Raw genomic sequence first — 25434 nt, forward strand, 5'->3', positions numbered from 1 at the left:
GGCGCAGTGGCTCGCTACTTCTTGGAGCCGGCAGCCTTGCCGAAGCGGGCCTCGAAGCGGGCCACACGGCCACCGGTGTCGAGGATCTTCTGCTTGCCCGTGTAGAACGGGTGGCACTCGGAGCAGACCTCGGCACGGACGGTGCCGGACTCGATCGTGCTGCGGGTGGTGAACGACGCGCCACAGGTGCAGCTGACCTGGGTCTCGACGTACTCGGGGTGGATGTCGCGCTTCAAGGGTGTCTCCTAGTTTCGGGAGGGCTCCGGGTCGCACGAGCGGGATGCTCGTCCGTGAACCGGGGCCGACGTACCAGTCTGCCAGGACCGGCCGTATCTCCCAAAACCGAGGGGGGTCCTGATCTATTCCGGAGCTGTGCCGGAACTGTGCCGGAGCCGTTCCGGGCCGCCTATCCGTCCTTCACGACCGAGCCCGCCTCGCCCTTGTCGCCCGCCGAGTCCTTGGTCGCCTCGGCCGGAATGGCCTGATCCGCACGCAGCGCGTCCCAGACCAGCCGGGTCTCCTTCGGCAGCGGCACCACGCGGTTCGGGTCGATGGTGTCGTACGTCACAGGGAGCGTGACCATGCTCATGTTCTTCGAGTCGATGCCCTTGAGGCCGAGCGCGAAGCTCGCCAGGTCCTTGGCCTTGCCCAGCTCCGAGTCGGTGGTGAGCGCACTGGTGGCGGTCTCGGCGAGGTCGAGGAGCTTCTTGGGGCTGGTGAGCAGGCCGATCTCGTTGACCTGCTCGATCAGCGCCTTGATGAAGGCCTGCTGCAGCTGTATTCGGCCGAGGTCGCCGCCGTCGCCGACCGCGTGCCTGGTGCGTACGAGGCCGAGGGCCTGCTCGCCGTTGAGCGTATGCGTACCGGCCTGGAGGTCGAGGTGGCTGTCCTTGTCCTTGATGGCCTTCTCGGTGGTGATCTCCACGCCGCCGAGCTCGTCGATCAGCTTCTTGAAGCCGGAGAAGTCGACTTCCAGGTAGTGGTCCATGCGGATGCCGGACATCTTCTCGACGGTCTTGACGGCGCAGACGGGGCCGCCGACCGAGTACGACTCGTTGAACATCCTGCGCTCGCCGCCGGGGTCCTTCCCGCCGCCGTCCGTCTCGCACTCGGGCCTGGTGACCAGGGTGTCCCTGGGGATGGACACCACGCTGGCCTTCTTGTGGCCCTGGTAGACGTGCAGGATCATCGCGGTGTCCGAGCGGGCGCCCTCGTCGCCGCCGCCGTACTCACCGTTGGCGCCGTCCCGGGAGTCGGAGCCGAGTACGAGGATGTCCATCGACCCGTTGTCGATGTCCTCGGGGCGGTCGGTGCCGAGCGCCCCGTTGATGTCGACGCTCTTGAGATTGCCGTCCAGCCGGAAGTAGACATAGCCGAGTCCGGTGCCGCCGAGCACCACCACGGCCGCCGCGGCCCAGGCGGCGCCGGTGAGTGCCTTGCTGCGCCCGCTGCGCGGCTTGCGCCGACGGCCGCCCGCACCGCCCCGCCGCTCCGATATGCCGCTCACTGGCCCGCTCTGCTCCGCCATGCGCTCCTCAGTCCTCGGTGGTCCGGGTACCCCCAGCTCAGTACTCAGCCGTCGTCTGTCAGACGTTGAATCCGCAAAAAGGGTTGCACGGGACATTAGGAACGCTCTGAGAGCGCGCTGTGAGATGCCGAAGGGCCGCCTCCGTCACCGAAGTGACGAGGGCGGCCCTGGGTGGTGCGCTGCCGCGAGGTCAGTCGTTGCCGTTGCCCGGCGACGGGGTCGTCTTCGCGATCTGCATCAGGAACTCGGCGTTCGACTTGGTCTGCTTCATCTTGTCGAGCAGCAGCTCGATCGCCTGCTGCGAGTCGAGCGCGTGCAGCACCCGGCGCAGCTTCCAGACGATGCTGAGCTCCTCGCTGTTGAGGAGGATCTCCTCCTTGCGAGTGCCGGACGGGTCGACGTCCACGGCCGGGAAGATCCGCTTGTCGGCGAGCTTCCGGTCGAGCTTGAGCTCCATGTTGCCGGTGCCCTTGAACTCCTCGAAGATCACCTCGTCCATCCGCGAGCCGGTGTCGACCAGCGCGGTGGCCAGGATGGTCAGCGAGCCGCCGTCCTCGATGTTGCGCGCGGCACCGAAGAAGCGCTTCGGCGGGTAGAGCGCGGTCGAGTCGACACCACCGGACAGGATACGTCCGGAGGCGGGGGCCGCGAGGTTGTACGCGCGGCCCAGGCGGGTGATCGAGTCCAGCAGGACGACCACGTCGTGACCCAGCTCGACGAGGCGCTTGGCGCGCTCGATGGCCAGCTCGGCGACGGTGGTGTGGTCCTCGGCCGGGCGGTCGAAGGTCGAGGAGATGACCTCGCCCTTCACCGACCGCTGCATGTCGGTGACTTCCTCGGGACGCTCGTCCACCAGGACGACCATGAGGTGGCACTCGGGGTTGTTGTGGGTGATCGCGTTGGCGATCGCCTGCATGATCATGGTCTTGCCGGTCTTCGGCGGGGCCACGATCAGACCGCGCTGGCCCTTACCGATCGGCGACACAAGGTCGATGATGCGGGTGGTCAGCACGCCCGGGTCGGTCTCCAGACGGAGCCGGTCCTGCGGGTACAGCGGCGTCAGCTTCTGGAACTCCGGGCGCCCGCGGCCGGATTCGGCCGCCATGCCGTTGGCGGAGTCCAGGCGGACCAGCGCGTTGAACTTCTCGCGGCGCTCGCCGTCCTTGGGCTGGCGCACGGCGCCGGTGACGTGGTCACCCTTGCGCAGGCCGTTCTTACGGACCTGGGCGAGCGAGACGTACACGTCGTTCGGGCCCGGGAGGTAGCCGGACGTACGGATGAACGCGTAGTTGTCGAGGATGTCCAGGATGCCCGCGACGGGGATCAGGACGTCGTCGTCGGAGACCTGCGGCTCGTTGCCGAAGTCCTCGCGGCCACGGCGGCCACGACGGTCGCGGTAACGGCCACGGCGACCGCGGCGACCGCCCTCGTCGTCGAAGCCGTCCTCGTCGGCGCGCTGGCCGCCCTGGCCGCCCTGACGCTGCTGTCGGCCCTGGCCGCCGCCCTGCTGGTCGTCGCCCTTGCCGCGGCGGTCGCCACGGTCGCGGTCGCGGCCGCGCTCACGGCGGTTGCCACGCTCGCGGCCCTGGCCACGGCCCTCGCCTTCCTGGGCGGCCTCGGCCTTGGTCTCGGGCTGCGCTTCGACCTTGGTGTCGGTCTTGGTGCGGCCCGCGTCGGCCTTCGGCTCGCTCTTGGCCTCGACGACGGCCTCGGCCTTGGTGTCGGGGCTGGAGACCTCGGCGGTGGCCCGGCGCCGACGGCGCTCGGTGGCCGGGGCGTCCTCGCTGGCGGGCTGGCCGGGAATGTCGATCTGCTGCTGGGACACGGCCTGTTGGGCCTTGTCCTGGCTCTTGACGGCCTTCTCGGCCTTGTCTGCCTTCTGGGCGGCATCGGCGTCACCAGTACGGGACTTGGACGTCGCACGGCGCTTCGGCTTGGTCTCGGTGGCCGCGGAGTCCCCCGAAGGAGCGGCGCTCTTGGCCGCGGCCGCGCCGCCGCCCGCCTGGGCCTCCTTGATGACCTCGATCAGCTGGCTCTTGCGCATCCGCGCGGTGCCCCTGATCCCGAGGCCGGACGCGACCTGCTGCAGCTCTGCCAGCACCATGCCCTCGAGGCCGGTACCGCGGCGCCGCCGCGTGGAGCCGGAAGCACCGGCAGGCGCGGCAGAGGCGTCCGTGGCGGGCGCGGCAGCGGTCTCGTCGACACGTGCGCCCATCAGATCGGTGGTGTCGCTCACGAAGGGTCCTTCCCTGGAGCGGACGTCGGCCTGTCTGGCTCGGCGACCGGTTGTGCTGTCCGGCGGGGTCCTTGGGTTCTACGGACCGAGCCGGGGCGGTGGTCCGCCTAAACGGCGGAAGAGGTCATTGATGTCGACGAGTCCGAAGCAGTGTCACCGGTCGTGCTGTGTCACTCGGCTCGGTCACGCCGGTTCCGGAGCGTGCTCAGCACTGCTCAACGCGCGGCATCAAGCAGTTTGGGAGGCTCCCGGAAGAAGGTCTGTCCCCAGCGGTTTACCTGACGGGGACGCGAAGCACCACGCCTTGCAGGTGTCGGGTGCAGACTTGAGATTAACACTACCGGATCCAACAAATATTCCCCCTCTCCTTCCCCGGCATGCGTGTTTCACTGCGCAAGCGGCAGCACACTCGCTCCCGCGAGATCGAGGGCGAGGCGGTTGGCCGCCCACCCCGGACCCGCGAGTCGCGCGACCTTGTCGGCCGCACTGTCTTCGGTCAGCGCGAGCACCGTGGGGCCCGCGCCGGAGATGACCGCGGGGATACCGTCCCCGCGCAGCCGCTCCACCAGGGCGCCGCTCTCCGGCATGGCGGGAGTGCGGTACTCCTGGTGCAGCCGGTCCTCGGTGGCGGGCAGCAGCAGCTCGGGGCGCCTGGTCAGGGCCTCGACGAGCAGGGCCGCCCGGCCCGCGTTGGCCGCGGCGTCCACATGCGGGACGGTACGCGGCAGCAGCCCGCGGGCGGTCTCGGTGAGTACCGCCTGGGCGGGGACGAAAACCACCGGAACGATGGAATCGGCGGGCTCCATCCTGATCGCCCGGGCCGCTCCCCCGTCCATCCAGGAGAGCGTGAAGCCGCCGAGCAGACAGGCGGCGACGTTGTCGGGGTGCCCCTCGATCTCGGTCGCGAGCTCAAGGAGCGCGGCGTCGTCGAGCTTGGCGTCCCCGCCTATGGTGACCGCGCGGGCGGCCATGATGCCGGCGCAGATGGCGGCCGACGAGGAGCCGAGGCCGCGGCCGTGCGGGATGCGGTTGGCGCAGACGACCTCAAGGCCGCGCGGCTGCCCGCCGAGCAGGTCGAAGGCGGTGCGCAGGGACCGTACGAGCAGATGACTCTCGTCGCGCGGGAGGGTCTCGGAGCCCTCACCCGCGATGTCGACGTGCAGCCCGGAGTCGGCCACCCGGACGACGACGTCGTCATACAGACCCAGCGACAGGCCGAGGGCGTCGAAGCCCGGGCCGAGATTGGCGCTGGTGGCGGGGACGCGCACCCTGACGGCGGCGGCGCGGAAGGCTGGACCGGCCATCGCTCGATGACTCTCCTTGTTGAGCTGCGAGTTTTCGAAGTTATCGCAAGAGGCAGAAACACCCGAAGGCCACAACCCCCGAAGGCCGCTACCGGCGGCACCGCTGGCATATGCGGCGGGGCGGGTTCGGTACAGCCTATCGAAGGAAGGTTCTGCGGCGACATAGGGCGCACAGGAGGCGCACGATGCGTGTCGTAAGCCCCCCATGCACCTACTACCCAGGGTTGGGTGGTTTTGGACCGGAAACGATCACTCGCTTCCGGTCCCGCCTTCCCTGCGTCAAGTCGTGAACACCCTACGCGAGGCCGAGGCGCTCCGCAGCGGCGACCGCGTCAACCGGAACGGTGACCGGCTGCGGGGCTCCCGCGACCGCCCAGTCCGGGTCCTTGAGGCCGTTTCCGGTGACCGTGCAGACGATGCGCTGGCCCTTGTCGAGCTTGCCCTCTTCGGCCGCCTTGAGCAGTCCGGCGACGGACGCGGCAGAGGCGGGCTCCACGAAGACGCCCTCACGGGAGGCCAGCAGCTTGTAGGCGCGCAGGATTTGACGGTCGGTCACCTCGTCGATGAAGCCGCCCGACTCGTCCCGCGCGGCCTCGGCGAAGGCCCAGGAGGCCGGGTTGCCGATCCGGATCGCGGTGGCGATGGTGGACGGGTCCTTGACGACCTCGCCGCGCACGATCGGGGCGGAACCGGAGGCCTGGAAGCCCCACATTCGAGGGGTGTGCGTCGCGAACGCGTCCGCCGCGTACTCCTTGTAGCCCTTCCAGTACGCGGTGATGTTGCCGGCGTTGCCGACCGGCAGCACATGGATGTCCGGGGCGTCGCCGAGCGCGTCCACGATCTCGAACGCGGCGGTCTTCTGGCCCTCGATACGCACCGGGTTGACCGAATTGACCAATGCCACCGGGTAGTTCTCGGACAAGTTTCGCGCCAAAACCAGGCAGTCGTCGAAGTTGCCGTCGACCTGGAGGATCTTGGCGCCGTGCACCAGGGCCTGGCCCAGCTTGCCCATCGCGATCTTGCCCTGCGGCACCAGTACGGCGCTGACCATCCCGGCCTTGCCGCCGTACGCCGCGGCCGAGGCCGAGGTGTTGCCGGTGGAGGCGCAGATGACGGCCTTCGCGCCCTCCTCCTTGGCCTTGGAGATGGCCATGGTCATCCCGCGGTCCTTGAACGACCCGGTCGGGTTCGCGCCCTCGACCTTGAGGTGGACCTCGCAGCCGGTGAGCTCGGACAGCACCTCTGCGTGGACGAGCGGAGTGCCGCCCTCGCCGAGCGTGACCACGGGCGTCGTCTCGCTCACGGGCAGACGGTCGCGGTACTCCTCGATGATCCCGCGCCACTGGTGGGCGCCGGTCCGGGTGGCGGTCATGTCCCTTACTCTCCTTCAACACGCATGATGCTGGCGACACCGCGCACGGTGTCGAGCTTGCGCAGCGCCTCGACGGTCCCGTTCAGGGAGGCGTCGGACGCGCGGTGGGTGACGACGACCAGTGAGGCCTCGCCGTCCTTGCCCTGCTGGCGCACCGTATCGATCGATACGCCGTGCTCGGCGAAGACCGTCGCGACCTGGGCGAGTACACCCGGCTTGTCGGCCACGTCGAGGCTGATGTGGTACCGCGTGACGACCTCGCCCATCGGGCTCACCGGCAGGCGGGTGTACGCGGACTCGCCGGGCCCGGTGGCCCCCGCGAGCTTGTTGCGGCAGACCGCGACCAGGTCGCCGAGCACGGCGGACGCGGTCGGCGAGCCACCGGCGCCGGGACCGTAGAACATCAGCTGCCCGGCGGCCTCCGACTCCACGAACACCGCGTTGTATGCCTCGCGTACGGAGGCCAGCGGGTGGCTGAGCGGGATCATCGCCGGGTGTACGCGGGCGGTGACGGACCCGCCGTCGGCCGCGCGCTCACAGATGGCGAGCAGCTTGATGGTGCAGCCCATCTCGCGGGCGGAGGCGAAGTCGGCGGCGGTGACCTCGCTCATCCCCTCGCGGTACACGTCATCGAGACGCACGCGCGTGTGGAAGCCGATCCCGGCGAGGATCGCGGCCTTGGCGGCGGCGTCGAAGCCCTCGACGTCGGCGGTCGGGTCGGCCTCCGCGTACCCGAGCGCGGTGGCCTCGTCCAGGGCTTCCTGGTAGCCGGCCCCGGTGGAGTCCATCTTGTCCAGGATGAAGTTCGTGGTCCCGTTGACGATGCCGAGGATGCGGTTGACCTTGTCGCCCGCGAGGGACTCGCGCAGCGGCCTGATCAGCGGGATCGCCCCGGCGACCGCGGCCTCGTAGTAGAGGTCGCGGCCGTGCTCCTCGGCGACGGCGTGCAGTCCGGCGCCGTCCTGGGCGAGCAGCGCCTTGTTCGCCGAGACGACGGACGCGCCGTGCTCGAAGGCGGTGGTGATGAGCGTACGGGCGGGCTCGATGCCGCCGATGACCTCGACGATCACATCGATGTCGCCCCGTTTGACCAGGGCGGTGGCGTCGGTGGTGATGAGCTCGGGGTCGATGCCCTCACGCACCTTGGAGGGGCGGCGGACCGCCACGCCCGCCAGCTCCACCGGGGCACCGATCCTGGCCGCCAGGTCGTCGGCGTGCGTCGTCATGATGCGCGCCACCTCTGAGCCGACTACCCCACAGCCCAGCAGCGCCACCTTCAACGGACGCGTACGCATCATCCGACCTCACTTCTCGTACTTCACTTCTCGTACTTCGACGGTTGAACCAGTCTCACCCACCGGAACGGACTTTCCATCCATCGTCCGGATCCTGAGATGTCTATTTCATCACCCGACACCAGGTGACCTCACGCGCCGCCCGCGCGGCCCGCGCCGGCCTCAGCCGACGTCGAGGCGCAGCAGATCCTCCTCCGTCTCGCGCCGGACCACCACCCGCGCCTGGCCGTCCCTGACCGCGACGACGGGCGGGCGCAGCGAGTGGTTGTAGTTGCTCGCCATGGCACGGCAGTACGCGCCGGTGGCGGGCACGGCGATCAGGTCGCCCGGTGCCAGGTCCGCGGGCAGGAAGGCGTCCTTCACCACGATGTCACCGCTCTCGCAGTGCTTGCCGACGACCCTGGCCAGCATCGGCTCGGCGTCCGAGCGGCGGGAGACCAAGGCGACGCTGTACTCGGCGTCGTACAGCGCGGTGCGGATGTTGTCCGACATGCCGCCGTCGACCGAGACGTACGTGCGCAGGCCCTGCAGCGGCTTGATCGTGCCGACCTCGTAGAGCGTGAAGGCGGTCGGCCCGACGATCGCGCGGCCCGGCTCGACGGAGATCCGCGGGGTGCGCAGCTGCGCGGCCTCACACTCACGGGTGACGATCTCGCCGAGCGCCTTGGCGATCTCGTGCGGCTCGCGCGGGTCGTCGTCCGAGGTGTACGCGATACCGAGGCCGCCGCCGAGGTCGATCTCGGGCAGCTCGACGCCGTGCTCGTCCCTGACCTCGGCGAGCAGCTGGACGACACGTCGGGCGGAGACCTCGAAGCCCGCCATGTCGAAGATCTGCGAGCCGATGTGGCTGTGGATACCGATGAGTTCGAGGCCGTCCAGCTGGAGTGCGCGGCGTACGGCCTCGGCGGCCTGGCCGTCGGCCAGCGCGATGCCGAACTTCTGGTCCTCGTGGGCGGTGGCGATGAACTCGTGGGTGTGCGCCTCGACGCCGACGGTCACCCGGATCTGCACCCGCTGCCGCTTGCCGAGCCGCTGCGCGGTGTGCGCGACCCGGGCGATCTCCTGGAAGGAGTCGAGCACGATCCGCCCGACCCCGACCTCGATGGCCCGCTCGATCTCTTCCGGGCTCTTGTTGTTGCCGTGGAAGGCGATGCGCTCGGCGGGCATCCCGGCGCCGAGGGCGACGGTCAGCTCAGCCCCGGAACACACATCGAGATTGAGCCCCTCCTCATGCAGCCACTTGACGACGGCCCGCGACAGGAAGGCCTTACCGGCATAGAAGACGTCCGCGTCGGCCCCGAAGGCATCCCGCCATGCCTTGCACCGCGAACGGAAGTCGGCCTCGTCGAGGAAGTAGGCCGGGGTGCCGAACTCCTCGGCGAGCCGGGTCACTTCGATACCGCCGACGCTGACGACTCCGGCCTCGTTACGGCTGACGGTGTGCGCCCAGACCTTGTCGTCCAGGGCGTTCAGGTCGGTGGGCGGCGCGTGGTAGTGCCCCTCGGGCAGGACGTCGGCGTGGCGGGGCCCGGCGGGGTGTGCGGAACGGCTCATGGTTCTGTCGTCTCTCTCACATCTCACAGATGATCGGGTGCGCTGATGCCGAGCAGGGACAGGCCGCCTGCGAGCACCGTCCCGGCGGCTTCGGCGAGCGCGAGCCGGGCGCGGTGGGCGGCCGAGGGTTTCTCGTCGCCGAGCGGGAGGACGGTGTGCTGGTAGGCGAGCACGGCATCGGCGATAAGGACCAGCTGACGGGCGAGCCGGTCGGGGGCGCGGTGGTGGGCGGCGGCTTCGAGGGTGGCGGGGTATTGGGCGAGGGCGTCGAGCAGCGCGTCGCCGTCCGGAATCTCCGCTGCCTCCGCCCCGAAGCCCAGGTCATCGGCATTACGCAGCAGCGCCCGCGTACGAGCATGCGCATACCGCACCCGGAACAACGGATTGCTCTCGTCCTGGACGAGCAGCCCGGGCCCGAACCGCGGCCGCTCCTGCGTGGCGCCGCTGAGCGCCGCCCAGACGACGGCATCCCGCCCGAACCGACGGAGTACGTCACCTTCGCTGGCGGGGACGGGGGCTACCGGCAGCGACTCGACGTCGTCGGGCAGCGGCTCAGCCGCCGCACTCGCCAGCACTTCGGCCCGCGCGCCCTGCGCGCGAAGCAGCCGTACGACCGCCTGGGTCACGACCTGGGCCCGCAGTTCGTCGACGGCTCGGAACGTCACGCTCCGCCCGGCCATCGTGGTGCTGTGCCCATACCCGGTGGCCCCCTGCGCGCAGACCGTACGAACCAGCTCCCCCCGCCCGCCACCAGCGAGCGTGAAGTTCAGGAACCCGGGCCCGGTGATCTCCACGCGCGCGATGCCGGGGACAGCGGCGATACGCCCGCGCAGCGCGTCCGCGACCTCGCGGGGCGGCCGCCCCGCGGGCCCGGCGAGCTGCAGGGCGATGTTCGTGGCGTAGTCCCCACGGCCTCCGGGGCGAGGCCGCTCGACCACGGCCCGTGCGGGTACGGCCACGCACAGCTCCCCCTCCTCGACAGCGCGGCGCACGGCGCGCAGCACGGTACGGGAGAGATCGGCGGGGGTCACGGGACAAGCGTATGGGAGGAGGGGGGTGAGAAGGCGAACTGTTTAGCCCGACTTCCCGCGATACGGACAGCGCGGGTGCGGGGAGGCCAGCGATCAGGGTACGGAGCCGGCCCATCCACGCACGAAGGACAAGCCCTCCGACCACGTGGCCAACCACACGGGGCCAACCGCACGGGGCCGACCGTGTGGTCAGCCCCGAAGGCGCGCTGGCCACCCATACAGCTGCTCAGCTGCTCAGCTGCTCAGCACCGCGCGGGGCCCGCCCCTCGCTCGCACCCCTGATCAGCCCGCCCCCGCGCAAGCCCGGCGCGGCCAGGCCCCTGCCCCGGAGCCTGCTCGCCCCCGAACGCGGGACGACGCTCCTGCTCCACCAACTGCCGTACGGTACGCACCAGTTCACCGGGCTCAAAGGGCTTGGCGAGGAACGCGTCCACCCCCACCTCCAGGCCCGTCTCCACCTCGTACTGCGTACAGGCACTCACGATCACCACGGGCAGATGCCGCGTCCGCGCATCGGCCCGCAGCCGCGCGACGGTCCGCAGCCCATCAAGGCGGGGCATCACCACATCAAGCGTCACGACATCGGGCCGCACCTGATGCACCGCATCCAGACACTCGGCACCATCGGCCGCGGTCACGACCTCGAAGCCCTCAAGCTCGAGATTGACCCTGATCAGCTGCCGGATGACCTTGTTGTCGTCCACAACAAGCACGCGGCCGGACGCCCCTGGCACAACTCGAGCGTAGGTCCGCGCCCACCGTCGCGTCCGGCTTTTCCCCACTTCCACCCCCCTCGGGTACCCCACACCCACAACGCACCGGCTGACCTGCGCCCCACCCCTGATACCCCCGGGACGCATGCGACGGACGGGACACGAAATACCCGTTCCTGGAGACCCCCAACGAGCTGGTAGGGTTCTACCCGTCGCCGCTCACCGAGCGCCCGACACGCCCCCGTAGCTCAGGGGATAGAGCAACGGCCTCCGGAGCCGTGTGCGCAGGTTCGAATCCTGCCGGGGGCACCCCTGATGAGGTGCCTAAAGACCCCGCCATCAACGCTTGCGTTGAGTGCGGGGTCTTTGTACGTGTGCGGCCGTACGCCGCTCTTACGAACTGCGCTCCTTCTTGATCACGAGCTCTGTGTGGCAACCCCCCAATCCCAGCGTTCCGCTTGGAGTGGGAGCGGCTGGGTGCGTCCGGGCCCGCGTTCCCGTTCGGCCTAGCGTCGCGAGCCGGGAAAACACCCAGCTCCTACGGTCGAGTTGACGGTCCCGCCGACCAAGGAGGCCCTCGTGAACTGCCGTACCGCTGTGAGCGGCATAGCCCTGGCTGTCGCTTCCATCGCTCCGCTCTCCGGCGTCGCGCTCGCGCAGGATCTCGACTGCGCCGACTTCGTCTTTCAGGAAGACGCGCAAGCAGAGTTCGATAGGGACCCGAGTGACCCGCACCGGCTCGATGAGGACCCGGGGCCGAACGATGGCATTGCCTGCGAGGTACTCCCCAGAAGGGGCAGCGCTACCGCCAGCCCTCGCCCCGCCAGCCCGACCGTGATGCATACTCGCGGAGCCCAGGGCGGTATCGGCGGCGCATCGGGCCCCACCAATCTCGAAACAGGTATCGGCCTCGGTCTTGCTGCTGGCTCCGCCGTGGCCATCGCTTACACGATGGTCACCAGGCGGCGACGCCGCGCCTGAGTGAGGCATACGGTGCGCCGCGCGCTGGCCGGGGCAACCTGTGTGAGGTGCCTGGTCGGGCTTGGCGGAGCCAGTTTCGGTTCCGCGCGGGGTGTTCAGACTGTTGGTGCACCGGGTTCCAGGAGTTTGGTGGTGAAGGCCCGCAGGTGGGCCCGCAGTTGTTCACGCGTCATCCGCTGTCGGCTTACGAGGTGTTCGATGAGGTCGGCGCGGGTGGCGGCCAGTAGGGCGTGCGCCGTGAAGTCGCTGTCGGTGAGTTCGGGGATCTGGTCCAGCGCGGTTCGGAGTGTGGCGTGCCAGCGCTCATAGTGGTCTGCCGCGTAGGGGCTGTCGCTGCTGGTTCCCTCCAGGGCCAGGGCGAGGTGGCGGTGGTCGATTTTGAAGCACAGGACGGCGTCGAGGAGGGCGGGGATCCGCTGAAGTGGCGGGGTGGTGGGTCCCAGAGGCGGTGGCCCCTCCTCGGCGGCGAGTCTGATCGGCGCGAGTCTCATCTCGTACAGGGCGTGGATCAGGCCGGTGCGGTCGCCGAAGCCGCGAAAGAGCGTTCCCTTGCCGACGCCGGCCGCTGCCGCGATGTCGGCCATGGTGACCGCCTGTGGGCTCTCGCAACGGGCGAAGAGTGTGTCGGCAGCCGCGAGGACGGCCTCACGGTTGCGCGTGGCGTCCGCGCGTGGCTTCCGTTCGGGCATGCGGGTTCTCCGTTTACAAAGCGGACCTTGGGTCCGTATTGTCGAGAGGGTAAAACGGACCCCTGGTCCGTATCCTAGTGGGTGGAGTACCCGATGAGCGCGAGCACCGCACCGGCGGACCTGTACCGCCACGGCCTGCAGTTACTGCTGGACAAGGACATCCCCGGCTGGGTTGGCCTCTGGGACGAGGGCGGGATCTTCGAGTTCCCCTTCGCGCCGGACGGCTGGCCCAAGCGGCTGGAGGGCAAGGCGGCCGTCGCCGAGTACATGCGCGGCTACCCCGACCACATCGACCTGCACGACTTCCCCTACGTCGAGATTCACCAGACCACCGCCCCGGAGACCATCGTGGTCGAGATGCGGGGTGTGGGCCGTCTGGTTAATACCGGCAGTCCTTTCGACATGTCCTACATCGCCGTGGTCACAGTCGAGAACGGCCTCATCACCCACTACCGCGACTACTGGAACCCACTCGCCGTCCAGAATCCCGCCCACCCCGCCGCCAACTTCGCTGGGAGCAACTGATGGATGGGTCGCAGGAGTTCACTCTGGTCATCGGGGCCACCGGCACCACCGGCAGCCGTGTCGCCGCCCGACTGGCCGCCGCAGGCCAGCGCGTCAAGGCCGCTAGCCGGGGCGCCACTCCCGTGGGTGAGGCCTTGCCCGTACGGTTCGACTGGGGCGATCCCGCGTCCTTTGCAGGCGCGCTCGAAGGCACGGGGCGGGTGTATCTCATCCCGCCGCTCGGCGCTCCGGACCCGGCAGCCGTGATGCTGCCCTTTCTCCAGCAGGCCCGCGCCGCCGGGGTCCGACGGGCGGTGCTCCTCAGTTCGTCGGCGATCCCCGCCGGCGGCCCTGCCGTGGGACAGGTGCACCGGGTTCTGCCCGGACTGTTCTCCCAGTGGGCGGTGCTGCGGCCGTCGTGGTTCATGCAGAACTTCACCGGCGATCACGTGCATGCCCGGTCCATCAGAGTGGACGGGATCATCCGTACGGCGGCCGGCGAGGGTCGTGTCGGATTCGTCGATGCCGACGACATCGCCGCCGTCGCCGTGCACGCACTGACCGAGACCCAGGCCCCGAACACCGACCTGATCATCACCGGGCCCAGCGCGCTGAGCTACGACGACATCGCCGCCATCCTCAGCGAAGTCACCGGCCGGACGATCACCCACCGCCAGCTGACTTACGAGCAGCTGCGCGACCGCTTGGCCGCCGCCGACATGCCCGGCGAGTTCGCCGCGATGCTCGCCGGCATGGACCGTGCCATCGCCGGAGGCGCCGAGGACCGCACCACCGACATCGTCCAGCGCCTCACCGGCCAACCACCGCGCAGCTTCCGCGCCTTCGTTGAACGGGCGGTGGAGCGGGCGGGGGAACAGGCGTGGGAACGGGCGTGGGAACGGGCGTGGGATCGCTGCCGCTCGTAGGCGACTTCGCCGACGCCGCGTTCTCGGCGGATGGCGGATGCCGTCCCTGCCAGGCCTGCTATGCCTGCCAGGCCTGCCATGCCTGCATGGGAGTCTGCTCACACGGAGGGACCGGGAAGGAAGTGCACACGATGGACGCAGCGAGCTGGGACGAGCGTTACCGCGGTGCCGAGTTGGTGTGGACGGCGGGGCCCAACCGGTTCGTCGAGGAGGAGTTGGCCGGCCTGCCGGTCGGGCGGGCCGTGGACCTGGGCGCCGGTGAGGGGCGCAACGCGCTCTGGCTCGCGGAGCGGGGGTGGGAGGTGGACGCCGTGGACTTCTCGGCCGTCGCGCTGGACAAGGCCGGACGGCTGGCCGCCGAGCGCGGGGTGGGGCTCCTCCGTACCGTCTGCGCCGACCTGACGGGCTGGTCGGCCCCTGAGGCGCCGTACGACCTGGCCCTGATCGCGTATCTGCACCTGCCGTGGCCGCAGATGGCCCAGGTGCTGCGGAGGGCCGCGAGCGCTGTTCGTCCGGGCGGAACCCTGCTGCTTGTCGGCCATGACGCGGCCAATCTCGAGCACGGCCACGGCGGCCCGCAGGATCCGCGTGTGCTGTACACGGCCGAGCAGATCGCCGAGCTGTGGCGGCCGTACGCCGACGTCCTGCGGGCCGAGGCCGTCACCCGACCGGTGACCGACGCCGACGGCAGCCACGCGGCTGTCGTTGTGCTCGTACGCGCCGTACGGAAGTGACTCCTGGCGGCGACGCCGATCCCTCGTCCGACGGACAGGCCTGGGACGCGGCGTCCGCGCAGGCACGCGCGGGGAACAATCCGGGGCCGTCGGACGCTGCGCCTAATACCCGGCCGGGGAACGGGAGCCACCCACGAGGAAGGGCGTGAGAGCGATGACGACTGGGCGAGAGCGGTTCCGCATCACCGATGACACGCCTCTCGTGACCACCTGCGGACGCCGCATCGCGGTGGGGCGCCTGCGGCTCGCGTCCCCGAACCGGCCCATCAGCCGGGTCACCCTGGACGTTGGCCAGGACCAGGGCGGCGAACCGGGGGTGTGGGCGGCGCTCAGCGCCGACGAGGCGCGTGAACTTGCCCGCCTGCTCCTTCTTCACGCCGGTCTGGCCGAAGACGACCCCGAGGCTCTTGGGCCTTCCCCGAAGCCCGCGCAACCCCCGAAGCCCCCGCCCCGAAGCCCCCGCAACCCCCGCAGGCTGGCCCTTCCTCCTGACTGCGGGTCCGTTCCGTCCGGCAGGCCGGTGCCGGGCACCTCAGGTGTAGATGATCTGGGCGCCGGCTGCGTGTTCGTAGAACTCGCCGACCGTGATGATGCCCTGGACCTGGTCGATCAGATCGTCCTTGTCGAGGTCGAAGAGGTCGACCGATGCCTTGCAGGCGTAGATGCCGGCGCCGGTGTCGGAGATCATCTCGATGAACTCGGGGATCGGCGGGATGTCGAGCTTCTCCATCTTGCGTTCCATGTACCGGGTGATCAGGTCCGGTACGCCCGGCAGCCCGCCGAGGAGCGTGGGAAGGTGGAGGCCCGGGTTTCCGACGGTGGCCAGCTTGATGTGGTCGTACTGCTTCTTCGTGATGGCGTCGAGGCCGAAGAACGTGAAGAACAGGTCGGCCTCGATACCTTCGGCGCGGGCGCCGTTGGCCATGATCAGGGCAGGGTAGATCCCTTCCAGGGATCCCTTGGAGACGATGATCGAGACCTTCTCGATGGTGGCGGGGGTGGCCTGGGTGTCGTGGGTGGCGGTGTCGGGCATGACGGGCACGCTCCTCAGATGCAGCCGCGCGGCTTGGGGATCCCGGCGATCTTCGCGGCGGTCTTCGCCGGGCCCTTCGGGAAGAGCTGGTAGAGCTCCTTGACGCTCACGCCGGAGGCCTTGCCGAGCACCCGGACGGTGGGGCCGGTGCCCTTCGCCGCGTGTTCGGCGCGCATGAAGTGGATGACGGTCCAGTGCCGGTCGGTCAGCTCCTCGATGCCCAGCTCGCGGGCGATCCCGGTGGCCATGTCCTCGGTCCACTGGCCGGGGTCGGTGAAGAAGCCCTCGTCGTCGATGGTGACGGTGGTGCCGTCGAAGGTGGCGGTGGGCATGACGGTGTCCTTACTCGGGTCGGAGGGGCGCGAGAGGGTCGGAGGGTCAGGCGGGGATGTGGGTCTTGCCGCGTTCGGGCATCGCCGAGCCGATCCCGGGCAGTTCCCTGCCGGGCAGCAGGCTGTGCCAGTACAGCCACTCGAAGGCGAGCTTGCCGAGGTGGTTGGCGTAGGACTCCTTGAGCAGCGGTAGCCCTACGGAGGCCGGGAAGTGGCCGGGCAACGGCTCGGTGTCGTAGTTGAAGTCGATGAGCAGGGCCTTGTGGAAGCCAGTCTCGATGAAGCAGTTGGTGTGTCCGTCGTACGTGGCGTCCAGTGGCCGTCCGGCGAGGAAGCGGCCGATGTTGTGCACCAGCACCTCGCCCTCGAAGTGCGCCACCGAGCCGGCCTTGGATGCGGTCAGGCCCGCCGCGTCCCCGATGGCGAACACCTCCGGCCGGTCCGGGTGTTGGAGCGTGTGCGGGTCGACCGGGACGAACCCGAGCGCGTCACCGAGGCCGGGCGAGCGGCCGACGTACTCCGCGCCGCCGTGCAGCGGCACGACCACCGCCAGGTCGAACGGCACCTCTCGCTCGTCGTACGACACCAGCCGGCCGCCCGTGCCGTCGACCTCGCCGAGGGTGAACTCGGTGACGAGTTCGATGCCCTTGCGCTCCAGCAGGCCGCCCAGGGCGCGGGCGGCGACCGGTTTGGTGAAGGCGCCGTCGAGTGGGGTGACGTAGGTCAGTTCGACCTTGTCGCGGATGCCGCAGCGCTGCAGGTACCAGTCGGTGAGGAAGGCGAACTCCAGAGGTGCGACCGGGCACTTGATCGGCATGTCGGCGACGTCTACGACGATCCTGCCGCCCGTGAAGTGCTCCAGCGCGCGCTGCAGGCCGACCGCGCCGGGCAGGTCGTAGAAGGTGAAGACGTTCTCGCCCCAGCCGGGGCCGGTCAGTCCCTCGGTCTCCTCCGGCTGGAGCGCGGCGCCGGTCGCCACGACGAGTACGTCGTAGCCCAGCCGGTCGCCGGCCGCGAAGTGCACCGTCCGCGCGTCCAGGTCGACCCGGTCGATCCGGGCGCGCTCGTAGCCGATGCCGGCGTGCAGCTGGCGCGGCCGGGACCGGATCAGGTGGTGCGGCTGGGTCAGCCCGAACGGGACGAACAGCAGACCGGGTTGGTAGACGTGGTCGTCGTTCTGGTCGACGACCGTGATCCGGCACTCGCGCTCGTCGTACTGCCGCCGCAGCCGGTTGGCCGTCAGCGTGCCGGCGGTGCCGCTTCCGAGAATCACGATGTGGTGGGCCATCCCTCCACTCTCGTGAGGGAGCTCAGGCGGAGACAGGGCCGAACGGTCCCGACCGCGCCCCACCGGCCCCTCGCGCCACCGCTCCGCTCGCGGTCCACTGGAAGTCGGCAGCGGATTACGGATGACGGCCGGCATCGGGCATCGGGCATCGGGCATCGGACAACTGGCAGCTGACGGATAACGGATAGCGGATAACGGATAACGGATGACATTGGCTAAGGAGGCGCGGTCATGACAGGGACAGCATCAGAGACCACCGCCCCACGCACGCCGGACACCTCCCCCATGCCGGCCGCCACGGCGCACGTCCTCGACGTGACCCACGTCGACGGAGACGCGTACGCCGTCGACGTACGCGGCCACCAGCTGCTGGTGGACCAGCCCGAGGACGCTGGCGGCACGGACACCGCGCCGACCCCCACCGAGCTGTTCGCCGCCTCCCTGGCCACCTGTATCGCCTTCTACGCCGGCCGCTACCTGAAGCGCCACGGCCTGGAGCGCGCGGGGCTGCGGGTGCGCGCCGAGTTCGCCATGGCGACCGACCGGCCGGCCCGCGTGGCATCCGTGCGTATCGCCATCAGTACGCCGCCGGGGCTGTCGGAGCAGCGTCGCGCGGCCCTGCTCGCCGTCGCCTCGCACTGCACGGTCCACAACACGCTGCACCACACGCCCACGATCGGCATCGAGCTGGAACCATGAGCGTGATGCCGCGCATCTCACGGATGCCCACGGGGTCGAGGCCGTTGGTGGGCTCGTCGAGGACGATCAGGCGCGTCCTGGCGAGCAGGGGGAAGGCGATACCAAGGCGCCAGCGCAGACTGGCAGACCGAGGGAGCAGGCCCGGATCGAGGGCCGCGCACCCTGATGAGAGCGGCAGGCTGAGACCAGCCAGGCAGAACGTGCTGAGACGAGCCAGGCAGAACGTCCTGCGGCTACCGCACGTGCAAGGTCAGCGTGCAGCGGGCGGACTCCGCGATCGCCTTGACGTCCACCCGCCCCGCGGAGTCGCCCGCGATGAGCGGGACGTCCGTCGTCGCGATGCCGTTGGCGCTGCTGGTGACCATGACGGGAGAGCCGCCGCGGAAGTCCGTCCCGGTGCCCTGCACGTCGTCGACGAAGTAGCTGACCACGGCGCCACCCACCGGGCTGCCGTCCTCTTCGGAGACGAGTCGGACGGTGAAGGGGGCGAGCTCTTCGCCCCGGCCGACTTCCTGACCGCTCCCGGAAATGACCTCGATTAAGTCGGCCATGTCTCGCCCTCTCTTCCTGGCCGGGGATCCATCCCGGGCCTCTGGTGCCACCAAGGGGACGGCCTCAGGAAGACTCCTCCGCCGCGTGGCACACCGGACAGGTCAGCTGCCGGGCCGGTTGGTCGTGGGTCACCTTGCCCGGGCTCGCGGACTCGCGAAGACTCTTGCTCTCCGTACGCACGTGGTCGGTGCAGACAGCCGCTCCGCACACGCGGCAGACGGCGGTGGCGGGCGTGGTACGGCCCTGCTGGCCGCATTCATAGCAGTTCATGGTGGGACCTTTCGGCTGAGGACCACTCGAGAGAAGCCGACTCGCCGACCCTGGTCAGGGTTCCCCTGAAAGGGTCGCCCAAAACTCGGTCAGTCGCGTGGATCGAGGGTGGCGGTCGGTGCGGGCGGGGCATGGTCGATGCTGTGGCCATGGTGAATTCACTGCGTACCGCTCGGCCGCTGCGTGCCGCCGCCGCGGTCACCCTGATACTCCTGGCGACCGCCGCCTGCGGCGAGGAGCGGCCATCGGCCAGCGCCGGAGGGGGCTCGCCGAGTGCGGAGGCTCCCCAGGCTCCGTCACCGGAGGCACGGCCGCGCTGCGCCCAGGCGCCGGGTACGCCGACGCCCAAGCCTCCCGCCACGCAGGAGACGGACGCGGGCGCCGGCGACGAGCCCGTTCCGGAGAATCCCAAGTACGCCGAGAACAACGCGTTCAAGCGGCCCAGTGCGCTCTCGCGGCAGGCGCAGGCGAGTGGGGACGCGTCGGCTGAGCTCGTACGCAAGGCTCTGACGACGGCTGTGGAGAAGAGCGGCGGCGCCACGGCCGACGACATCACCGCGGTACTGCACGGGCTCGGCTGCGAGGCGGGGAACGCGATGTATGTGCAGGGGGATGGTGAGTGGATCTCGTACGGGGTGCACACCGGTGATGCCTGTGTGAGCGGGGTCGTACGCGGGCGTGAGGTGAGCGCTGAGGCGCACGGGCCCTACATGGAGCCGGGGGTGGGTGGGAGCTGCGACCGGCCCAGGGGAGGGCACTGAGGGACCGTCGGCTTGGCTGCGCACACCCTGTCACCTGCAAAAACAATGTGACATTGTAAGGTGGTGGTCCATTCCGCCTGGAAGGACCACCACCGCTATGGGGCACCTGCAGCACCACGATCTCAGCGCCACCCGTGAGCGGCTGCGCGACCAGGTCGCCCACGCCCTGCGGGCCGCCCTGATCTCCGGCGAGCTGCGGCCGGGGGTGGTGTACTCGGCCCCGACCCTGGCCCAGGACTTCGGGATCTCGGCCACGCCCGTGCGCGAGGCGATGCTCGACCTGGCCCGGGAGGGCCTGGTCGAGCCGGTCCGCAACAAGGGGTTCCGGGTCACCGAGGTCGACGAGCGCGACCTCGACCAGTACGCGGAGATCCGCGCGCTCATCGAGGTCCCCGTGATCGGCCGGATCACCAAGTCCGCCACACGTGCGGAGCTGGAAGCCCTGCGGCCGGTCGCCGAGGAGATCGTGCGGGCCGCGCGCGCCCACGACCTCATCGGCTACCTGGAGGCCGACCGGCGATTCCACCTCTCGCTACTCGCACTCTCCGGCAACGACCGCCTGGTCGAGACCGTCGGTGACCTGCGCAAGCGCTCACGCCTGTACGGGCTGACCGCGCTGGACGAGCGCGGTGAGCTGATCCCGTCGGCCGAGGAGCATTTGGAACTCCTCGACCTGATGCTGGCGGGCGACGCGAAGGGCGCGGAGGCGTGCATGGCCAAGCATCTCGGGCACGTCCGGTCGATCTGGGCCAGGAGCCGGGCCGCGAATCCCTGAGAGCCTGTTTCTGAACGTCTACCACTTCTCGTACGGGTTCTCGGGCTCTGCCACGCGCCGCACAGCCGTGGCCTCCAGGACGGGCGGCCACGCCTCGTCCGTGCCCAGCTCGCCCTCGGGATGCCAGGTGCCGGTGACCGTCACCCAGGCACCGTCCGGCGGGGCGGCCGCGTCCCGGACCTCCACCTTGATCGGTCGCGAGTCGGCCGCGCAGCAGGAGATCTGGAGCCGGGTCGCGTACCAGGTGCCGTCGTCCCCGCGGGTCACGAACCCGGTCAGCCGTAGCGTGCGGCCCGTCATCGAGCCGCCGCTGTCGTACACGGCACGGGAGGTGAACTGACCGAGCGTGAGGTCGACCGGGTCCCCGTCGGGCAGCGCGTCGAAGGTGCCGACTCGCTGGGCGATACGCGCGGCCTCCTCGCGTTCGGCGCTGTACGAGCCGAGGGCGGGCGGCGGGAAGAGCAGCAGGGCCGCCGCCGGGACGGCCAGGAGCCAGCCGACGCGGGGGCCGTTGCTGTGGTCGTGGCAGTGGCCGGCGTCCTCGCCCGCGTAGTCGCCCTGGCCCTGGTCGGCTTCCTCGTACGACCGCGTCTTCTCGTACGACGCCTCGTCCCCGTACGACTCCTCGTCCGCGTACGACCGCTTCTTCTCGTACGTGGAAGACCTCCACGCGGCGATGGCCGCCAGCAGCCCGAGTGCGACCAGCAAGCCTCCCGAGAGGATCAGGTACGGGCGCAGGCTCGGCTTCACATACCGCAGGTACAGGTCGCTGAAGAGCGAGATCCGCAGCACCGCGGCCCCGCTGAGGACCAACAGGCCCGCCTGGACGTTCCGCCTCACAGCAACCACCACCCCACCAGCACACTGCTCGCCACCGCGACCACCCACGTGGCCGCCGAGAACCGGAACGCGAACGCGCGCCCGAACGTGCCCGACTGAAGCGCGATCAGCTTCAGGTCCACCATCGGCCCGACGACCATGAACGCGAGCCGCGCGGTCGGCGAGAAGCCGCTCAGCGAGGCCGCCACGAACGCGTCGGCCTCCGAGCACACGCACAGCACCACCGCGAGCACGGCCAGCAGCAGCACCGACAGCCACGGCGACCCCGTGAACGCGTCCAGCACCGAGCCCGGCACGACGATGTTGAACGTCGCCGCGGCCGCCGAGCCCACGACCAGGAACCCGCCCGCGTGCAGGAAGTCGTGCTGCACCCCGCCGCGGAACTCCTGCCACCGGTCGGCGCGGGTCTTCGGCTCCCGCCCCTCCCGCCCCGACGACGTACGACTCCTGCGTGGCGGCAGCAGCTTCTCGCTTCCGAAACGGACCCACAGCCAGCCCATCACCACGGCTGTGGCGAGCGAGGCGACGAGCCGGCCGACCACCATCTCCGGACTGTCAGGGAAGGCGATGGACGTGGCCACCAGGACCACCGGGTTGATCGCCGGCGCGGAGAGCAGGAACGCCAGCGCGGCCGCCGGGGCGACCCCGCGCCGCATCAGACTGTCGGCCACCGGCACCGACGCGCACTCGCAGCCCGGCAGGACGACTCCGGCCGCTCCCGCGACGGGCACGGCCAGCGCCTGGCTCTTGGGCAGCAGGCGACGGAAGACGTGTTCCGGTACGAAGGCGCCGATCGCCGCCGACACCACCGTGCCGAGCATCAGGAACGGCACGCCCTGGACGACCACGGCCGTGAACACCGTCCACCAGGCGGCCACCGCCGGTGTGTAGAGATCCAGCGCCAGCATCGGCCCGAGCACCGAGGCGACAGTGGCGATCACGATCAGCGCGACACCGCCGACCACCGCGTACACGAGGGCGCGTGCGGCGAGACGCGCCCCGTCGGCCGCACTCCGCGCGCCGCCGCGGCTCTGCTGCTTCTCCACGCCCGTCGTTCCCCGCCTCAGACCGTTCACGTGGCCTACGTGACCGCGTACCTCGCCGGAGAGTAGCGCTCCTGTCCACGCCCTTCCGCGCCGGGTCGTGCCGTCACGCCGGGGGCGCCGTCCGTCTGCCGCGACTCGCCCGCTCAGCGGCGTCGCATCAGTACGGCCGTGAACTGCTGGGACGTGCCCCACGGGGTGCGGTGGTCCTCGCCCGCGGTGTCGATCAGGTCGTAGCCGGGGAACTGGGCGGCGAGTTCGGCGTGGGTGTAGCGGACGATGGGCAGGCCGCTGCAGGTGGTGGGGCCGTCCGGGCCGAAGGTGGCCACGACGAGCCAGCCGCCCGGGTGCAGCGAGCGCTCCAACGAGGCGAGGTAGTCGGCACGTTCCTCGGGCTCGGTGAGGAAGTGGTAGACCGCGCGGTCGTGCCACAGGGCGTACGTGCGGCCCATGCGCAGGTCGAGTACGTCGGCCATGGTGAGGACGACGTCGGCGCCGGCCGGGCCGAGGCGGTCGCGGACGGTCTGCAGGGCGGTGGTCGAGAGGTCGACCGCTGACAGGTCGCGGTAGCCGCGTTCGAGTAGGTGGTCCACCAGGGTCGACCAGCCGGCGCCGACGTCGATGATCGGCTCGTCGAGGCCGAGCCCGGCCCTGTCGACCAGGCCAAGGGAGAGGCCAGGGACCGACTGCCACCAGGAGACTCCGTCGACGTCCTTGCTGTCGTGGACGCCCTCCCAGAACTCCGTCCGGGTCGCTGCGTCGTCAGGGCGCGGTGTGCCGTGGTCGGTCGTCATGGGGGTGAGGGTAGACCCGGGGGTGCGCCTCAGCAGGTACGGGAGTACGGGGAGCCGCCGCCGTCAGGGTTTCGTAAGGAGCGATCCGGTGCGGGCCCTGCCGCCCGTCGCTACGGTGAAACCATGGTCGAACGGACAGATGCTGGTCAGGCGCCGAATCCCCTGGGCGAAGTCGCGGCGCTGGTCGACGGCGGTGACATGGACTGCGGCAGCGGCCTGCTGCTGCTGATCACCCGCGCGATGCGCCGGCTCGAACCCGGGCAGCTGCTCGGGGTGCGCAGCGCGGAGGTCAGTGTCGTCACCGATCTGCCCGCGTGGGCCGAGCTGATCGGGCATGACCTCGTCACCGAGGTCGCCGAGTCGCCCGACGGCCCGTGGTGGTTCGCCGTCAGCAAGGCGGGCAAGCCCGCGCAGGCGGCCACGGTGTTCACTCCGGGTGAGCGGCTGCCGGTGGGCCGCCGACTGTGGATCTACACGAACTTCGACTGCAACCTCGCGTGCGAGTACTGCTGCGCCGAGTCCTCCCCGAAGGCCGCCGCCCGGCGCTTCGACGCGGACCTGGCCACCGAGGTGTTCCGGGAGTTCACGGCCCAGGACGGGCGCGAGGTGTTCTTCACCGGAGGCGAGCCCTTCATGCATCCCGATCTCGGTGCACTGGTCAGGGCGGCGGGCGGTCTGGAGCGCACCATCCTGACCAACGGGATGATCTTCGGCAGGGGCGCCCGTCGGGAGACCCTGGAGCACCTGGATCGCGATGTGGTGCTCCAGATCAGCCTCGACTCGGCCACGCCCGAGTTGCACGACCGGCAGCGCGGTGCGGGGTCGTGGAACCGCGCGGTCGACGGCATCACGCTGGCCCGTTCGCTCGGGTTCCGGGTACGGGTGGCCGCCACGCTGTACGACGAGGACCCGAAGGGCGTCGAAGCGCTGCATCGGCGCCTCGACGACGCCGGGATCGCGATGCCGGACCGGATCATTCGGCCGGTCGCGCACGAGGGCTTCGCCGACAAGGGGGTGCATGTCTCGCTTGAGGGTCTGGAGCCGGAGCCGACGCTCACGGCGGACGGCGCCTGGTGGCACCCGGTAGCGGTCACCGACCCGTATATGCGGATCGCCGATGCCCCGCTGCCGCTGTCCGAGGTCTTCGGCGTCGTACGGGACACGCTCGCCGTCCAGGACGCCGCCGCCCAATCGGGACGTGAGGTGTTCCGCTGTGCCTGAATCCCGCTCGCACTTGCCTGAGACCCGCTCACTGCTCGCCCCCGTACGCTGGCTGCTCGCCCCCGCGACCGACGAGGTCCGTCGCGAACAGGCCTACGCCGCGGGCTTCCTCCGCGTCCTGCTCGGCCTGATGTGGCTCTACAACGTGGTGTGGAAGCGTCCCCCGGACTTCGGCGAGGACGCCGACAAGGGGCTCTTCCACTTCACGTCCTTCGCCGTGAGCGACCCGGTGCTCCCGCCGTACAGCTGGGTCGTGGAGCACGCCGTACTGCCCAACATCGTGGCCTTCGGGTGGGTCGTCCTCCTCGTCGAGACCGCGCTGGCGGTGCTGCTGCTGACGGGGGCCTGGGTGCGGGTGGCCGCGGTTCTGGGTGTGGCCCAGTCCCTGGCCATCGGCCTGTCGGTGGCCTTCGCGCCGGACGAATGGCCCTGGTCGTACTGGCTGATGGTCGGCGCCCATCTGGTGATTCTGTTCTCCTCGGCCGGACGGGTGTTCGCCGTCGACGCGGTGCGGTCCGGCGTGGGCTCCGCCCGGGCTCTCGGCCAGGTGTGGGGCGCGCTCGCGGTGGTCGTCGGCGCCTACAGCGTGGTGGCATCGGCCGACGAGCCCCTCGCCCGCCTTGGCTCCGGCCTGGCGTCGACCGACTGGTCGCTCAGCCTCGGCAGGTACAACCTCGTCGGCGGGGTGGTGCTGGTGGTGGTCGGCGCGCTGGTGCTGGTGGCCGCCCGCAGCCAGGTCGCCGTACTCGGATGGGCGGCAGCGGCTGTTGGTGTGGCGGCCGCGGTGTCCTTGTACGCGCAGGTCGGCTTCAGCGATCCGTGGCTGGGCGGCACCGCGACCTCGGCGGCCTTCCTGTTGTCCGTCGCTCTGATCGGCGGCGTGGTCGCCGGGGCCGCGCGCCGGGCGTCGCCGCGTGGCTGAGACCCCGACCGCCACCCCGCCACCCCGCCACCCCGTC

General features: G+C 70.3%; 27 protein-coding genes and 1 tRNA gene. 10 read left to right on the forward strand and 18 right to left on the reverse strand.

Annotated elements, in window-relative coordinates; translation table 11 throughout:
* Nucleotides 1–14: 14 nt before the first annotated feature.
* From rpmE to U9R90_RS10430, 9 genes are all read right to left on the reverse strand, one after another.
* Nucleotides 15–236, reverse strand: a complete 222-nt coding sequence (gene rpmE / locus U9R90_RS10390; protein WP_355740462.1) for a 50S ribosomal protein L31 — start codon at nucleotides 234–236, stop codon at nucleotides 15–17.
* A gap of 170 nt (nucleotides 237–406) precedes the next feature.
* Nucleotides 407–1528: an LCP family protein gene (locus tag U9R90_RS10395; protein ID WP_411056118.1), complete on the reverse strand. Its 1122-nt coding sequence runs from the start codon at nucleotides 1526–1528 to the stop codon at nucleotides 407–409.
* A 190-nt stretch (nucleotides 1529–1718) separates the two neighbouring features.
* Nucleotides 1719–3764: a transcription termination factor Rho gene (rho, locus tag U9R90_RS10400; RefSeq protein ID WP_411056119.1), complete on the reverse strand. Its 2046-nt coding sequence runs from the start codon at nucleotides 3762–3764 to the stop codon at nucleotides 1719–1721.
* 386 nt (nucleotides 3765–4150) lie between these two features.
* Complete coding sequence (thrB, locus tag U9R90_RS10405) at nucleotides 4151–5068, reverse strand: homoserine kinase (RefSeq protein WP_411056120.1); 918 nt, start codon at nucleotides 5066–5068, stop codon at nucleotides 4151–4153.
* Between the two features lie 295 nt (nucleotides 5069–5363).
* The gene (gene thrC, locus U9R90_RS10410; RefSeq protein ID WP_411056121.1) at nucleotides 5364–6440 is read right to left on the reverse strand and encodes a threonine synthase; all 1077 of its coding nucleotides are present in this window, start codon (nucleotides 6438–6440) and stop codon (nucleotides 5364–5366) included.
* Between the two features lie 5 nt (nucleotides 6441–6445).
* The gene (locus U9R90_RS10415; RefSeq protein WP_411057701.1) at nucleotides 6446–7735 is read right to left on the reverse strand and encodes a homoserine dehydrogenase; all 1290 of its coding nucleotides are present in this window, start codon (nucleotides 7733–7735) and stop codon (nucleotides 6446–6448) included.
* A 162-nt stretch (nucleotides 7736–7897) separates the two neighbouring features.
* Nucleotides 7898–9289: a diaminopimelate decarboxylase gene (gene lysA, locus U9R90_RS10420; protein WP_411056122.1), complete on the reverse strand. Its 1392-nt coding sequence runs from the start codon at nucleotides 9287–9289 to the stop codon at nucleotides 7898–7900.
* Between the two features lie 23 nt (nucleotides 9290–9312).
* Nucleotides 9313–10320 carry an ArgS-related anticodon-binding protein NrtL gene (nrtL, locus tag U9R90_RS10425; RefSeq protein ID WP_411056123.1) on the reverse strand — a complete coding sequence of 336 codons (1008 nt, stop codon included), beginning with the start codon at nucleotides 10318–10320 and terminating at the stop codon, nucleotides 9313–9315.
* A gap of 242 nt (nucleotides 10321–10562) precedes the next feature.
* Complete coding sequence (locus U9R90_RS10430) at nucleotides 10563–11102, reverse strand: response regulator (RefSeq protein ID WP_411056124.1); 540 nt, start codon at nucleotides 11100–11102, stop codon at nucleotides 10563–10565.
* A gap of 168 nt (nucleotides 11103–11270) precedes the next feature.
* On the opposite strand from U9R90_RS10430, the gene U9R90_RS10435 reads away from it, so the two are divergent.
* Both U9R90_RS10435 and U9R90_RS10440 read left to right on the forward strand, forming a co-directional pair.
* Nucleotides 11271–11342, forward strand: a tRNA-Arg gene (locus U9R90_RS10435).
* A gap of 270 nt (nucleotides 11343–11612) precedes the next feature.
* Nucleotides 11613–12014, forward strand: coding sequence for an excalibur calcium-binding protein (locus tag U9R90_RS10440; protein ID WP_411056125.1), 402 nt, complete (start codon nucleotides 11613–11615; stop codon nucleotides 12012–12014).
* A 95-nt stretch (nucleotides 12015–12109) separates the two neighbouring features.
* Here the strand turns inward: U9R90_RS10440 and U9R90_RS10445 are convergent, their stop codons facing one another.
* On the reverse strand, nucleotides 12110–12703 hold the full coding sequence (locus tag U9R90_RS10445; protein WP_411056126.1) for a TetR/AcrR family transcriptional regulator: 594 nt from the start codon (nucleotides 12701–12703) through the stop codon (nucleotides 12110–12112).
* Between the two features lie 93 nt (nucleotides 12704–12796).
* Here U9R90_RS10445 and U9R90_RS10450 point away from each other — a divergent pair, with 93 nt between their 5' ends.
* The 3 genes from U9R90_RS10450 (at nucleotide 12797) to U9R90_RS10460 (ending at nucleotide 14867) form a co-directional block, all read left to right on the forward strand.
* Entirely contained in the window at nucleotides 12797–13228 is a 432-nt protein-coding gene (locus U9R90_RS10450; protein WP_411056127.1) for a nuclear transport factor 2 family protein, read from the forward strand.
* Nucleotides 13228–14133 (forward strand): NAD(P)H-binding protein, encoded by a 906-nt coding sequence (locus tag U9R90_RS10455; RefSeq protein WP_411056128.1) that lies wholly within the window; start codon nucleotides 13228–13230, stop codon nucleotides 14131–14133. Before U9R90_RS10450 ends, U9R90_RS10455 begins: the two co-directional genes overlap by 1 nt.
* A gap of 131 nt (nucleotides 14134–14264) precedes the next feature.
* Entirely contained in the window at nucleotides 14265–14867 is a 603-nt protein-coding gene (locus tag U9R90_RS10460) for a class I SAM-dependent methyltransferase (protein WP_411056129.1), read from the forward strand.
* A gap of 532 nt (nucleotides 14868–15399) precedes the next feature.
* Here the strand turns inward: U9R90_RS10460 and U9R90_RS10465 are convergent.
* From U9R90_RS10465 to U9R90_RS10475, 3 genes are read right to left on the reverse strand one after another with little or no spacing between them, the layout of a single operon-like run.
* Complete coding sequence (locus U9R90_RS10465; protein WP_411056130.1) at nucleotides 15400–15900, reverse strand: DsrE/DsrF/DrsH-like family protein; 501 nt, start codon at nucleotides 15898–15900, stop codon at nucleotides 15400–15402.
* 14 nt (nucleotides 15901–15914) lie between these two features.
* Nucleotides 15915–16232, reverse strand: coding sequence for a TusE/DsrC/DsvC family sulfur relay protein (locus U9R90_RS10470; RefSeq protein ID WP_411056131.1), 318 nt, complete (start codon nucleotides 16230–16232; stop codon nucleotides 15915–15917).
* Nucleotides 16233–16278: 46 nt separating this feature from the next.
* On the reverse strand, nucleotides 16279–17520 hold the full coding sequence (locus U9R90_RS10475; protein ID WP_411056132.1) for an NAD(P)/FAD-dependent oxidoreductase: 1242 nt from the start codon (nucleotides 17518–17520) through the stop codon (nucleotides 16279–16281).
* A gap of 231 nt (nucleotides 17521–17751) precedes the next feature.
* On the opposite strand from U9R90_RS10475, the gene U9R90_RS10480 reads away from it, so the two are divergent.
* Complete coding sequence (locus tag U9R90_RS10480) at nucleotides 17752–18219, forward strand: OsmC family protein (protein WP_411056133.1); 468 nt, start codon at nucleotides 17752–17754, stop codon at nucleotides 18217–18219.
* 233 nt (nucleotides 18220–18452) lie between these two features.
* On the opposite strand, the gene U9R90_RS10485 is transcribed toward U9R90_RS10480, so the two are convergent.
* Complete coding sequence (locus U9R90_RS10485; RefSeq protein ID WP_411056134.1) at nucleotides 18453–18770, reverse strand: hypothetical protein; 318 nt, start codon at nucleotides 18768–18770, stop codon at nucleotides 18453–18455.
* Nucleotides 18771–18834: 64 nt separating this feature from the next.
* On the reverse strand, nucleotides 18835–19041 hold the full coding sequence (locus U9R90_RS10490; protein WP_411056135.1) for a DUF2180 family protein: 207 nt from the start codon (nucleotides 19039–19041) through the stop codon (nucleotides 18835–18837).
* Nucleotides 19042–19190: 149 nt separating this feature from the next.
* Here U9R90_RS10490 and U9R90_RS10495 point away from each other — a divergent pair, with 149 nt between their 5' ends.
* Both U9R90_RS10495 and U9R90_RS10500 read left to right on the forward strand, forming a co-directional pair.
* Nucleotides 19191–19802 carry a hypothetical protein gene (locus U9R90_RS10495; protein WP_411056136.1) on the forward strand — a complete coding sequence of 204 codons (612 nt, stop codon included), beginning with the start codon at nucleotides 19191–19193 and terminating at the stop codon, nucleotides 19800–19802.
* Nucleotides 19803–19899: 97 nt separating this feature from the next.
* A complete protein-coding gene (locus tag U9R90_RS10500) occupies nucleotides 19900–20577 on the forward strand; it encodes a GntR family transcriptional regulator (protein WP_411056137.1) in 678 nt (225 codons plus the stop codon).
* Between the two features lie 18 nt (nucleotides 20578–20595).
* On the opposite strand, the gene U9R90_RS10505 is transcribed toward U9R90_RS10500, so the two are convergent.
* The 3 genes from U9R90_RS10505 to U9R90_RS10515 form a co-directional block, all read right to left on the reverse strand.
* Complete coding sequence (locus U9R90_RS10505; protein WP_411056138.1) at nucleotides 20596–21417, reverse strand: TIGR03943 family putative permease subunit; 822 nt, start codon at nucleotides 21415–21417, stop codon at nucleotides 20596–20598.
* Nucleotides 21414–22463 (reverse strand): permease, encoded by a 1050-nt coding sequence (locus U9R90_RS10510; RefSeq protein WP_411056139.1) that lies wholly within the window; start codon nucleotides 22461–22463, stop codon nucleotides 21414–21416. The genes U9R90_RS10505 and U9R90_RS10510 overlap by 4 nt, the downstream gene beginning before the upstream one ends.
* Nucleotides 22464–22606: 143 nt before the next feature.
* A complete protein-coding gene (locus U9R90_RS10515; RefSeq protein ID WP_411056140.1) occupies nucleotides 22607–23254 on the reverse strand; it encodes a class I SAM-dependent methyltransferase in 648 nt (215 codons plus the stop codon).
* Nucleotides 23255–23377: 123 nt separating this feature from the next.
* Here U9R90_RS10515 and U9R90_RS10520 point away from each other — a divergent pair, with 123 nt between their 5' ends.
* Together U9R90_RS10520 and U9R90_RS10525 are read left to right on the forward strand one after the other, a co-directional pair.
* Nucleotides 23378–24475: a radical SAM protein gene (locus U9R90_RS10520; RefSeq protein ID WP_411056141.1), complete on the forward strand. Its 1098-nt coding sequence runs from the start codon at nucleotides 23378–23380 to the stop codon at nucleotides 24473–24475.
* A complete protein-coding gene (locus U9R90_RS10525) occupies nucleotides 24468–25397 on the forward strand; it encodes a hypothetical protein (RefSeq protein ID WP_411056142.1) in 930 nt (309 codons plus the stop codon). Before U9R90_RS10520 ends, U9R90_RS10525 begins: the two co-directional genes overlap by 8 nt.
* The last annotated feature ends 37 nt before the right edge of the window (nucleotides 25398–25434 follow it).

Source organism: Streptomyces sp. E11-3 (assembly GCF_046540415.1).
Taxonomy (GTDB): domain Bacteria; phylum Actinomycetota; class Actinomycetes; order Streptomycetales; family Streptomycetaceae; genus Streptomyces.

Coding starts and splice junctions, on each gene's coding strand:
- U9R90_RS10395 (WP_411056118.1), bottom strand. CDS start 1,528: ATGGCGGAGCAGAGCGGGCCAGTGAGCGGCATATCGGAGCGGCGGGGC.
- thrB (WP_411056120.1), bottom strand. CDS start 5,068: ATGGCCGGTCCAGCCTTCCGCGCCGCCGCCGTCAGGGTGCGCGTCCCC.
- thrC (WP_411056121.1), bottom strand. CDS start 6,440: ATGACCGCCACCCGGACCGGCGCCCACCAGTGGCGCGGGATCATCGAG.
- U9R90_RS10415 (WP_411057701.1), bottom strand. CDS start 7,735: ATGCGTACGCGTCCGTTGAAGGTGGCGCTGCTGGGCTGTGGGGTAGTC.
- lysA (WP_411056122.1), bottom strand. CDS start 9,289: ATGAGCCGTTCCGCACACCCCGCCGGGCCCCGCCACGCCGACGTCCTG.
- U9R90_RS10445 (WP_411056126.1), bottom strand. CDS start 12,703: ATGCCCGAACGGAAGCCACGCGCGGACGCCACGCGCAACCGTGAGGCC.
- U9R90_RS10450 (WP_411056127.1), top strand. CDS start 12,797: ATGAGCGCGAGCACCGCACCGGCGGACCTGTACCGCCACGGCCTGCAG.
- U9R90_RS10455 (WP_411056128.1), top strand. CDS start 13,228: ATGGATGGGTCGCAGGAGTTCACTCTGGTCATCGGGGCCACCGGCACC.
- U9R90_RS10460 (WP_411056129.1), top strand. CDS start 14,265: ATGGACGCAGCGAGCTGGGACGAGCGTTACCGCGGTGCCGAGTTGGTG.
- U9R90_RS10465 (WP_411056130.1), bottom strand. CDS start 15,900: ATGCCCGACACCGCCACCCACGACACCCAGGCCACCCCCGCCACCATC.
- U9R90_RS10470 (WP_411056131.1), bottom strand. CDS start 16,232: ATGCCCACCGCCACCTTCGACGGCACCACCGTCACCATCGACGACGAG.
- U9R90_RS10475 (WP_411056132.1), bottom strand. CDS start 17,520: ATGGCCCACCACATCGTGATTCTCGGAAGCGGCACCGCCGGCACGCTG.
- U9R90_RS10480 (WP_411056133.1), top strand. CDS start 17,752: ATGACAGGGACAGCATCAGAGACCACCGCCCCACGCACGCCGGACACC.
- U9R90_RS10485 (WP_411056134.1), bottom strand. CDS start 18,770: ATGGCCGACTTAATCGAGGTCATTTCCGGGAGCGGTCAGGAAGTCGGC.
- U9R90_RS10490 (WP_411056135.1), bottom strand. CDS start 19,041: ATGAACTGCTATGAATGCGGCCAGCAGGGCCGTACCACGCCCGCCACC.
- U9R90_RS10495 (WP_411056136.1), top strand. CDS start 19,191: ATGGTGAATTCACTGCGTACCGCTCGGCCGCTGCGTGCCGCCGCCGCG.
- U9R90_RS10500 (WP_411056137.1), top strand. CDS start 19,900: ATGGGGCACCTGCAGCACCACGATCTCAGCGCCACCCGTGAGCGGCTG.
- U9R90_RS10515 (WP_411056140.1), bottom strand. CDS start 23,254: ATGACGACCGACCACGGCACACCGCGCCCTGACGACGCAGCGACCCGG.
- U9R90_RS10520 (WP_411056141.1), top strand. CDS start 23,378: ATGGTCGAACGGACAGATGCTGGTCAGGCGCCGAATCCCCTGGGCGAA.